This is a genomic window from Parafrankia colletiae, assembly GCF_001854655.1.
Taxonomy (GTDB): domain Bacteria; phylum Actinomycetota; class Actinomycetes; order Frankiales; family Frankiaceae; genus Parafrankia; species Parafrankia colletiae.
In genome coordinates this window covers 534,138-544,201 of the sequence record NZ_MBLM01000002.1, presented here as the reverse complement: position 1 = coordinate 544,201, position 10,064 = coordinate 534,138, and the positions used below count along the sequence as shown (strand labels likewise).

Annotated in this window: 7 protein-coding genes; 3 read left to right on the top strand and 4 right to left on the bottom strand. The window is 75.1% G+C overall.

Features of this window, described 5'->3' with window-relative positions; genetic code table 11:
• Positions 1–91 precede the first annotated feature (91 nt).
• Genes CC117_RS02355 through CC117_RS02345 form a run of 3 tightly spaced genes read right to left on the bottom strand, consistent with a single transcriptional unit; the run spans position 92 to position 7,495 of the window.
• Positions 92–4,954 carry a hypothetical protein gene (locus CC117_RS02355; protein WP_071082005.1) on the bottom strand — a complete coding sequence of 1,621 codons (4,863 nt, stop codon included), beginning with the start codon at positions 4,952–4,954 and terminating at the stop codon, positions 92–94.
• A complete protein-coding gene (locus CC117_RS02350) occupies positions 4,947–6,005 on the bottom strand; it encodes a hypothetical protein (RefSeq protein ID WP_241829744.1) in 1,059 nt (352 codons plus the stop codon). The genes CC117_RS02355 and CC117_RS02350 overlap by 8 nt, the downstream gene beginning before the upstream one ends.
• A complete protein-coding gene (locus CC117_RS02345; protein WP_198541697.1) occupies positions 6,002–7,495 on the bottom strand; it encodes a hypothetical protein in 1,494 nt (497 codons plus the stop codon). The genes CC117_RS02350 and CC117_RS02345 overlap by 4 nt, the downstream gene beginning before the upstream one ends.
• A 202-nt stretch (positions 7,496–7,697) precedes the next feature.
• Between CC117_RS02345 and CC117_RS02340 the strand changes: the two genes are divergently transcribed.
• Positions 7,698–8,279, top strand: coding sequence for a TerD family protein (locus tag CC117_RS02340; protein ID WP_071082002.1), 582 nt, complete (start codon positions 7,698–7,700; stop codon positions 8,277–8,279).
• A 52-nt stretch (positions 8,280–8,331) separates the two neighbouring features.
• On the opposite strand, the gene CC117_RS02335 is transcribed toward CC117_RS02340, so the two are convergent.
• Positions 8,332–8,634, bottom strand: coding sequence for a type II toxin-antitoxin system RelE family toxin (locus CC117_RS02335; RefSeq protein ID WP_018635872.1), 303 nt, complete (start codon positions 8,632–8,634; stop codon positions 8,332–8,334).
• 191 nt (positions 8,635–8,825) lie between these two features.
• Between CC117_RS02335 and CC117_RS02330 the strand changes: the two genes are divergently transcribed.
• Together CC117_RS02330 and CC117_RS02325 are read left to right on the top strand one after the other, a co-directional pair.
• Positions 8,826–9,566 (top strand): HAD family hydrolase, encoded by a 741-nt coding sequence (locus CC117_RS02330; RefSeq protein WP_071082001.1) that lies wholly within the window; start codon positions 8,826–8,828, stop codon positions 9,564–9,566.
• Between the two features lie 70 nt (positions 9,567–9,636).
• Entirely contained in the window at positions 9,637–10,053 is a 417-nt protein-coding gene (locus tag CC117_RS02325; RefSeq protein WP_071082000.1) for a CoA-binding protein, read from the top strand.
• Positions 10,054–10,064: the final 11 nt, after the last annotated feature.

The following is a 10,064-nucleotide window of genomic DNA, read 5'->3' as shown; positions in this document are numbered from 1 at the left end:
CCCACCCACAACCGGAAAAGTTCCTGGTCAACGCACTAGCGGTGCGCTCGTGCCTCGCCGGCTGGAGCAGCCGCGTCCCCGCCGGCCGGCGCTAGCTGACCGCCGTGGGGTGCGTTCGCCGGAACACGCGGGACGCGGTGACCATGCCGGCGACCGCGGGCCCGTCCGGGGCTCGGGCCGGTGTGAGCCCCGGACGCAGCAGTTCCTGTACCCGCAGGTACTTCATGCCGGCGCGCAGGTCGGCGTCGTTGCGCAGCCGGATGACCAGCCGGAACGCGCTCAGCGCCGTGGTGTCGAACAGCCCGGTGGTGTAGATCAGCTGGACGCCGAGGCGCTCCGCCACGGCGAGCTGCAGATCCAGCAGATAGCTGGCGCTCGCGCGGCCGATCGGGTTGTCGAGGAACAGCACCCCGGCGTGCCGGGCACGTAGCCGGCCGCGGTCGTTCGCGCGCAGTGCGGCCATCGTGCAGTAGAGGATGATCGCCGCTGTCAGCTGCTGGCCGCCGGAGAAGACGTCGCCGAGCTGCGAGACCCGGACCCGCTCGGTGCGCAGCACCGCGTCCGGTTTGAGGATCTCCACCCGGACGCCGCCGGGCAGCGCCGCGCGCACGCCGCGCAGGAGCAGGGTCATCCCGTCCCGCCGTCCGCCTGCCGTCGAGGCCGTTGAGGACGTCGAGCCCTGCGCGGCGGCGTCGACGACCTCGCCGAGGGCCTCCGTCAACGCGACCGGGTCGGGCTCGGCGAAGCTGATCCGCAGGAACTCCTGCCCCGACCAGTCGCCGAGCTCGTCGGGCAGGCGCGACAGCCGCTGCGCCGAGCGCAGGGTGCCGAGCGCCGAGCGCACCATCCCCTCCAGCCGGGCGACGATGGCGGCCCGGTTACGGCCGATGTGGGCCAGGTCGTCGTCCAGGCTCCGCAGCCGCGGTGCCAGGGCGGCGGCCCAGTCCTCGGCGTGCGCGGCGACGGCGTCCCGTCCCGCCCGCACCATCTGCCTGCGGGCCGGTGAGCGCACCGACTCGAACCGGCCGCTCGCCGCCCAGGACGCGACGGCGTCCGCCGCCGCCCGGACCCGGCTGGCCGCCTCCCCGTGCGCGGCCACCGCCTGCCGCCAGGTGGACCGCAGCTCACGGGCCATCGCGGCGGCCGCAGCAGCGTCACCGGCGAACGGCTCGGCGACCGGGCCTCCGTCCCGCGAGGCGCCCTCGTCGCTGCCAGCCGTGCCTTCCGTCTCCGCGTCGGCGAGGAGGTCCGCCAGCGAGCCGGCGGCCGTCCGGAACGCCTCCCGTTCCCGCTCGTGGTCTGCCGTGTCCCGCTGAAGGTCCTCGAACGCGGCCTGGGCGGCCCGGACACCCTCCTCGGCGCGGTGGCGGGCCTCGCGCCGGGTCCCCTGCCAGTCCAGTGCCTCGTCGAGAGTCAGCGGGCCCTCACCCGGCGCGAGCGGACGCGCGCCGGAGGTGCGCACCCGGCCCGCCGTGTGGTGCATCTCCTGGCGCAGCCCGCCGAGCCGCTCGCGCGCCGCGTCCAGCTCACGCCCGAGATCGGCCGCGACGCGCCGGGCGGCGGCCTGGGCGGCCGCCCGCGATGCGGTGTCACCGCCGCTCGGCCCGGCGAGCAGGGCAGCGCACCGGTCGCGGACGGCCACCGGCAGCCCGTCGACACCGCCGCGCGCCGCCGCCTCCGCCCGCCGCGCCCGGTCGAGCTCACCGCGCAGGTCCGCACCGACCTCCACCTGGGCGTAGACCCGCTCGGCCGCCTCGTAGGCCGCCCGCAGCACCGGCACCTGCACCGGCGGGCCAGCATCCTGTACCGGCGGGCCGGCAGATTCCGCCGACAGTGCGTCGCCGCCCGCACGGTGCTCTGCCGGGCCCACCGCGAGCCCCGCTGGAAGCTCCCCGGCCGCGCCATCCGCCGCATCGTCCACCGTCAGATCACCGGCGCCCATCACCAGCGCGGACTCGGCCAGCGCCGCCTGGGCGTTGCGGGCGGCGTCATCGGCACGGCGCAGCGCCTCCTGCGCCGCCTGGCGGGAGACCGCGGCGCGGGCCCGCCGGCGCTCGGCCTCGGCGGACTGCTCGGCCGCAACCGCCTCCAGCCGGGCGATCTCCTCGTCCAGCCCCGCGGACTCACCCACGACCCGTACGAGGCGGTCCAGGGCGGCGGCCTGCGCGGAGCACTCCTGCTCGGCGGCGCGTAGCCGGTCGACCTCGGCCACGGCGAGCTCCGCCGCGTGCGTGGCCTCGGCAACCCGCGCCCGGGCGTCGGCCAGGGCATCCGCGGCGACGTCCGCCGCGCCGCGGGCCGCGCGCACTGCGTCACGCAGTGCCGGCACCCACCCGGGCGGGTGGGCCCGTCGCCAGCCGGCGATTCCCGCGGCGAGTTCGCGGTCGCTACGGGCCCGGGCGCTCAGCTCGGCGGCCTGCGTACTGCGTTCGTCGTGTCGGCGCCGGATCGCCGCCCGCTCGGCGGCGGCCGCGGCGACGTCGTACAGCGCGGGATTCGGCGGGATGAGAAAGGCCTGCTCCGCACCCTCGCCGGACGTGCCGGAGGCGTCGGGCGGGCGCGGGGGTGCCAGTAGTTCCGCGGCGCCGACGACCACCGCGCAGTCGGGCAGCAGCCGCGCCCGCGCCACCACCTCGCGGGCGGTGCCGACGTCCCAGCCGGGGGGCAGGACAACCCCGTCGACCAGGTCGGGGCGGGCCCGCAGCACCTGGTCCCGCGCGTTCTCGTCGACATGGTGGGCGAGATGGTGCCAGCCGGAGACCGCTGGGATCCCGGCCCGCGCGAGCGCGTCCAGCACCGCGCAGACCGCGGCCCGCGCGGGACGCAGGTCACCGTCACCGAGCGCGTTGAGGACGCGCAGATCCGCCTCGGTGTCGACGGACAGCGCCAGCTGGCGCTCCTCGGCCGCCCGGACCGCGGCGGCCAGGGCATCCAGCGCCGCCTCGGCGTCGACATCCAGGTCGGCCACCCGGTCGCCGTCATCCGTGGCCAGCCCGAGCAGGGCTGCGACCCGGCCGTCCGCGGTGAGCGCGTCCGCGGCTGCCAGCGCCGCGTTCAGGTCTGCGGTCAGCCTGGCCAGCTCGCCGCCCGCGGCATCCAGGCCACGTTCGGCGGCCCGTGCGAGGTCCTGCGCCTGCTCACGGTCGGTGGAGCGGGTGGCGGCAGCGAGCGCCTCCTGGACGGCGGCCCGGGCGTCGTCCGCGCGGCGGGCGGCCGCGACGGCCTCGGCCGCCACCTGGCCCGGGTCGCCGGCCTCGGCGAGCAGCCCGGCCCGCACCGCGTCGGCCACCTCCCGTGCGGTGCGTTCCCGCCGGTCGCGCAGGGCGGCGGCGCCTGCCCGGGCGGTCGCTGCCGCGTCCGCGGCGACCCGGTCAGCCGCCGCCGCCGACTCGGCGGCAAGGTCGTGCGCCGCCGCACCCGCCCGGGCGCGGGACTCCTCCGCCCGGGCTGCGGCGGTGAGCCGGGCCAGCCCGGCCACCAGCTCCCGCGCGGCGGCGTCCCGCTCGGCCAGGGCCGGAGCGGACCGTGACTCGGCGTCCGCCACCAGCCGGGTGAGCCGCGCGGCCTCACCGGACGCCGCCGCGAGCCGCAGGACGTCCTCGGCCGCCCGCCAGGCGTCCAGCTCCTCGGTGACCTCGGCGTGTCGTTCGACCAGCGCGTCGCGGGTCGCCTCGGCCTCGGCCAGGCGCAGCTCGGCCACCCGCAGCCGCGCGGCCGACTCGTCGTCCGCCGCCCGCGACCGGGCCTGCTCGGCCGCGTCGACGGCGGCCCGGGCCCGCTCACCGCGGGTGCCCAGCGTCAGCGCCCCGGCATCCGCCAGGGCGATCGTCGCGTCGACGCCGGCCGCCGCAAGGCGGACCGCCTCGCGCAGCGCCCGCAGCCGGGCGTCCGACGCCCCGCGCGCGCGGACGGTCTCCACCAGTGGTGTGAGCCGCTCCAGTGCGCCGGCGACGAACTCGCGCTCGGCGTCCAGCGCTGCTCGCGCGGCAAGCTTGGCCGCGTAGCCGTCGACGACATCGGCGACACCCGCCGGGTCCTCCGGCGGCGTCACCGCGCGGAGCAGGAAGTCGACGAACTGCTCGTCGCTGTTGAAGGCGAACGCCTCGGCCGCCTCGCCCTCGCCCGCGTTCATCGCCCGCTGGTAGCGGAACAGCTCCGGATCCAGCCCCAGCGCGTCGAGATGCTCGCTCCAGGCGCTCTGACTCGTCTCCCAGACAAGCGCCAGCGCGGGGTCGGTCGCCCCGGCGTCCGTCAGCCGGGAGCGGAAGCCGGTGAACGTGACCAACCGGCCGTCCTGGACCAGGGGAAGGGTCGTGATGTCCATTCGCGGGCCGGGCCGGAACGCGTACCAGGCCTCGGCGAGACGGGACGAGTCCCCGCCGGGCCTGCCGCGCCACTCGCTCGCCTTGCCGGTGACAACCCGCTCGCCGGTGACGGCATGCTGCCATTCGCAGATCACATGCCCGCAGTCCCGGGACAACACGAAGTTGTCGAGGACGCGGCCGTTCGACGTACCCACCACCTGGCGGCGCCCGGGCAGCACGACCGAGAAGATCAGCTTCATCAGGACGCTCTTGCCGCCGCCGTTCTCCAGGAACAGCACCGAGGCCGGCGACGGCCGGACGGCGCCGCTCCCGTCCGGGCTGCCGCGGTCGGGGCTGGCACCGGGGCTGGGACCGGGTGCGAGGCCGGGATCGGGATCGGGCGGGCGGTTGCCGGTGGCTGGGGCGTTGCGGCTGGCAGGCGGGCTGCCGTTCGGGCTGCCGTTCCGGGATGTGGCTGTGTCCTGAACGTCGCTGTCGCCGGCGGAACGGCCGATGTCCGCGGCGAAGAGCCCATGCTGGCGATGGCCGGTCACCGGAGCACCGACCCCGGAGAAATCGAGCAGGACGTCGCCGAACCGCGCGCCGGGCGGCCCGATCGCATGGAGCCGAACCTTGGACAGCTCAAACATCGCCCACCTCCGGACCCTGTGGTCGGCCCGCCGCGTGATCCGGTGCGGTCGCCTCGGCGCCCGCCTGCGTTCCGGCCTGCTGGCCGGTACCGGCCGGTCCGCCTCCAGCCGCGTCGGTGCCGGGCAGGACGGGTGTGCCGGCGAGAACCCGAACACCTCCGGAACCGTCGCTCACCGTCACCACGCCGAGGCCGAGGAGCTCTTCCAGAGCGGCGTCGGCGGCAAGCTCACGCACCTGGATCTGGTACCGCGCCGTGGTGCGGAAGGTGCCGCCGGCCTGGTCACTGACGGGCACCAGGCAGCCGGATTCGGCAAGGAACCCCATCGCCCGGGCGACGATCCCGGTGGTCGAACCGGCCAGGCGACGGGTGTCCCTGGTCGTTCCGGCCGCTGGGCGGCGCGCGTACAGCCGCCATGCCGCCTCCAGCGCCCGGTCGTCGCCGGTCCCGCGTGGGTCGAGTTCGGCGCCAGGGTCGGCGCAGACCCGTTCGTCCAGCAGCCGGCAGGCCTCGCGGACGAACGCGTCCACGCCGTCGACGCTGACCCGTCCGACATAGGTGTCGTCGAGAAGGTCGGCTGGCCGGGGGAAGGCAAGTGCGGCGACGGCGAGCTGACCGATCGCGTGCAGCAGCCGCTCGGCCGACCGGTGCTCGCCGCCCGCCCGCCGGGCGTAGTCGCTCATGCGGACGGTGAACACCGACTCCTCGGCGCCGCCCGCAACCAGCCCGGCGCGCTCGGCCACGTCCAGCACGACCAGCCCGAGCCCGGCGGCCGTGGCCCGGGTGAGCGCGGCGAACTCCTCGTCCCGCAGATAGCGCCGGACAAGTTCGGCGTACCGCGTGTCCCGCGCCGGCACCAGCTTCGGCCGCAGGCCGTAGGCGATGAGCCGCCCCGCGTCGTAGGCGTCGTCATGCCGCTGGCGCACGCCGCGCTCGGGCCGGCTCTCGCCGCCCTCGCTCGGGTTCGGGCGAGGAACCGGGCCAGGGTCAAGGTCAGGGTCAGGGCCAGAACCGGGATCGGACGGCGCGGATTCCTGGTCGAGAGAGATCATGCGACGGTCCGGCTGAGATCGTGTGCTGATGCCGGGTCGTCGGCCACGACGGTCACGTCGGCGGGGGCAGCCTGGGCGGCGGCGGTGATGCCGACCCGGCCGACGAGGAGGTCCGCCCCGCCGAACCAGGGGTCGTCAAGGTCGGTTCCGTCGGCGCAGGCGACGGTCACGACGGTGTCTCCCTGGCGGGCGGCGGTGGAGATCTGCGGGCTCAACGCGTGCACGGCGAGCAGCGCCACCAGCTCCGCGACATCCGGCCCGCCGGAGATCCTGGCCTGTTCCAGCAGTTCCGAGAGCCGCCGTGGCGACTCCGGCGGGATGTCCATGATCGTCGTCGCAAGCGCCCACGTCTCGTCGTCGTACCTCTCGGGCTCCCGCAGCGGGACGAGATCCGTCTCGGTGACCGGCGGCCCGAGCGGCTCCTGCTCCACGGGCGGAGCCAGGAGCCCGCCGACCAGGTCGACCAGGCGCATCGCGCGCGGCGTGCGGGCGCCCACAGCTCCGGGGAAGAAGGCCATCGCCGGGCGCAGGGCCGTCACGCCGGGCAGCGTGAGGACGGGCATGAGGACCTGCGTGTAGAGGTCCACTCCGTCGCGGGAGGGGGCGTCCGCGAACTGCTGGCGGTCCTGCTCGGYCCGGAAGACGGCGCCGGCCTCCAGGAGGCGGGCCTGCAGCTGGGTGTGGCGGCGGATGCAGTCCGTCACGATGGCGACGAGCTCGGCGGCCTGCCGTTTGTGGTCCGCGTCGTCCGCGGCGTCGCGGTAGCGGCGGATGTGGGTCAGGATCGCGTTCTCGTGACGGTAGCGCTGCTCCACGTGGCCAAGCGCCTCGTCAAGCAGAGCCGGAACGGTGCGCAGCCAGTCGACGGCGAGAATGTTGCGCCGGGTCGCGTCGAGCTGCCGGCGTAGCTGCTCCGCGTACTGGACCGTGCGGTACCGCGCCGCCTCCGCCGCCGATCTGGCATCCGCCAGCCTGCCCCGGCGGATGAGGTTGTCGAGCGTCACCTCCGCGGCGATCTGCGCCGAGGTCACATCCGTGTCCAGAGCGCCGATCAGCACGGTCACCGCTTCGTCGGTGGCGCGCAGGTACAGCTCCCCGCCCGCGTCCGTCAGCTCGACGAGAAGCTTGAAGTCGAACCGCCGCCGCACGTACCGCCCGTCCGGCCGGTAGGTGCCGTAGATGACGTCGAAGCCGCGGTCCACGCTGCCCACGTTGATCAGATTGCTCAGCACCCAGCGCGCGACCCGCTCGTGTTCGGCGCGTGACCGTTCGGGCGCCTGGGCGGCGGTCAGCGGCACGAGCCTGCGCAGCACCTGCTCGTGGTCCGCCCCGCGGTCGAAGTCCATCGCGACCGTGACCAGGTCGATGGCATGCAGGGCGAGCTCGGCCATCGCGTAGACCTCGAAGTCGCCGCCGTCCAGATAGGACTTGCGGGCGTCCAGGTCGTGCAGCGGCTGGGTGAGCGCCAGGGCCTTGCGCCGCCGGATCATCCCCGAGTCGGCAGGCGCCGGGACTGGCGGCTGGCGGATCTCCACTTCGAGGACCCTAGCCGGGGTCGTTCCCGCTCCTTGCGGGCCGGTGTGGTCCGCCGCGGTGGGCCACACCGGCACCTGGCGTGGCCGGGCCCGGTCGGCGATCGGAATCGGCTGGGCGGGGCTGCGCGACCGGCGTGGCGCGGGCTAGGCTTCCGGCATGAATTCGGTGTCGCTGTCCAAAGGCGCCAACGTGTCGCTCACCAAGGTCGCGCCGAACCTCACGGCCGTGACCGTCGGGCTCGGCTGGCAGGTCCGGYAGACCACGGGAGCGCCGTACGACCTCGATGCCTCCGCCATCGTGGTGGGCGATACGGGGCGCGTGCTGTCGGACAGCCACTTCGTCTTCTTCAACAACCTGGTCAGCCCGGACGGTGCTGTCACCCATCTCGGCGACAACCTCGTCGGTGGTGGCGGTGGGGACGACGAGCAGATCACCGTGGACCTGCGCCTCCTGGCGCCGCAGGCGACCAAGGTCGTCTTCGCCGTGTCCATCTACGACGCCGACGCGCGGCGGCAGACCTTCGGGCAGGTGCGCAACGCCTTCATCCGGGTCTCCGACGCGACCACCGGCGCCGAGGTCGCCCGCTACGACCTCACTGAGGATGCGTCCACCGAGACGGCCATGATCTTCGGCGAGCTGTACCGCTATGGCAACGAGTGGAAGTTCCGGGCTGTGGGCCAGGGGTATGCGTCCGGCCTGCGAGGCATCGYCCTCGACTTCGGTGTGAACGTCACCTGACGTCTGACGGGACGTGTCGGCCGGGCAGCCGCGGGCTCGTTCGGCCGGCGCGTCACCGCCGCGGGGGGCCGCCACCGCCGAAGGGCAGGCGGGGAGCGTTCTGCCGCCGGCCGACGAGCATCACCCGGACCGTGCGGGTGTTCGCGTCCACCCGGTAGAGCATCCGCCAGCCGCGCGCCGCGGCTTCGAACATTCCGACCTGCTGCTCACCCACGAGCGGTGCGCCGGCCTTGCGGGGATCGTTGCGCAGCGGTCCGTCGAGGAACCGGCGCACCTCGGCGCCGAGGAGCTCGGGAAGCTTCGCCAGATCTCGCTCGGCCGAGGCGGAGAGCGTCACCTCGTGCTTGTCGCTCATCGGCGGGGACCGCCCGCCGGGCGGTGGCGGGAGACGGACGGGGCGGCCGGCCGGCCGAGGGCCGGCCGTGGACCGCGACGCGCGTTGTGCATCCCTTGATCATATCGCTTTGCGTCGGGACGGCCGGCCGGCAGGTGAGCTTTCCGGCAGCCGGGGCCGCCGCCCGGAACCGGAGCGGTAAGGATGGCCCGGTGACCCCTCCCGCACCACCAGCCGCTTCTCCCGCTCCCACACCCGCATCCGGGGCCGGGCAGGTCGCCGCCGTCATCTTCGATCTCGACGGGGTGCTGCTCGATTCGGAGCAGGTCTGGGACGAGGTGCGCCAGGCCTTCGTCGCCGAGCGCGGCGGGCGGTGGGCCGACGACAGCACCGCCCGGATGATGGGAATGTCGACCGCGGAGTGGTCCGCCTACCTGGTTGAGCTGGGCGCCGGCGACAGCGCCGAGGAGATCGCGGCCGAGGTCCGCGGCCGCGTCGCCGCTCGCTATGGTGACGATCCGCCGCTGCTGCCCGGTGCCGTCGCGGCGGTGCGGGCCATGGCCGCACGTTGGCCGCTCGGCCTGGCGAGCTCGTCACCACGGGTGCTCATCGACCTGGTTCTGGACCGGTCCGGCCTGCGCAGGGAGTTCCGGCACACCATCTCCTCCGAAGAGGTGCCCCGGGGCAAGCCGGCCCCGGACGTGTACCTGGAAGCCGTCCGGCGGCTCGGCGTGCCCGCCGGAGCGGCGGTCGCGGTGGAGGACTCGGCCAACGGGCTGCGCGCCGCCGCGGCGGCCGGCATCGTGGTCGTCGCCGTCCCGAACGAGCACTTCCCGCCCGGCCCCGAGGCGCTCGCCCTGGCATCCGCGCAGGTCGACCGGGTCGCCGATCTCACTCCTGAGATCGTGCTGGCCGCTGCCGGACGCCGACCCGCCCCGCCGCAGCCGGCCTGACGGTGCGACGCCGGCCGGTCCGGCCGCCCCGCCGGGATTGCCCGCACGCGGCGGCGGGTTGACACCGTCCATGACGGAGAACACGGACGAGGTCGTCCGCAGGGTCCTCGCCGACACCAGGGTCTGGGCAGTGGTCGGGCTGTCGGAGAACACCGCGCGTGCGGCCTACGGCGTCGCCGCCTACCTGCGCCAGCACGGCCGGCGGACGATCCCGGTCCATCCGTCGGCACCGGTCATCGACGGTGAACAGGGCTATCCGACACTGCGCGACATCCCCTTCCCGGTCGACGTGGTGGACCTGTTCGTCCGGTCCGACCTGGTGGGCCCGGTGATCGACGAGGCGGTGAAGATCGGCGCGGGCGCGGTGTGGACGCAGCTCGGCGTCCGCGACGAGGCCGCCCAGGCCAGGGCCCGTGAGGCCGGCCTGGACGTGGTCGTCGACGCGTGTCCGCGGATCGAGGGACCCCGCCTTCTCGCCTGGTACTGAGCGGGCGTCTG

What these genes read in the sequence shown, in the direction of transcription:
- CC117_RS02355 (WP_071082005.1), bottom strand. Translation starts at nt 4,954, where the DNA reads ATGTTTGAGCTGTCCAAGGTTCGGCTCCATGCGATCGGGCCGCCCGGC.
- CC117_RS02350 (WP_241829744.1), bottom strand. Translation starts at nt 6,005, where the DNA reads ATGATCTCTCTCGACCAGGAATCCGCGCCGTCCGATCCCGGTTCTGGC.
- CC117_RS02335 (WP_018635872.1), bottom strand. Translation starts at nt 8,634, where the DNA reads ATGAGCGACAAGCACGAGGTGACGCTCTCCGCCTCGGCCGAGCGAGAT.
- CC117_RS02325 (WP_071082000.1), top strand. Translation starts at nt 9,637, where the DNA reads ATGACGGAGAACACGGACGAGGTCGTCCGCAGGGTCCTCGCCGACACC.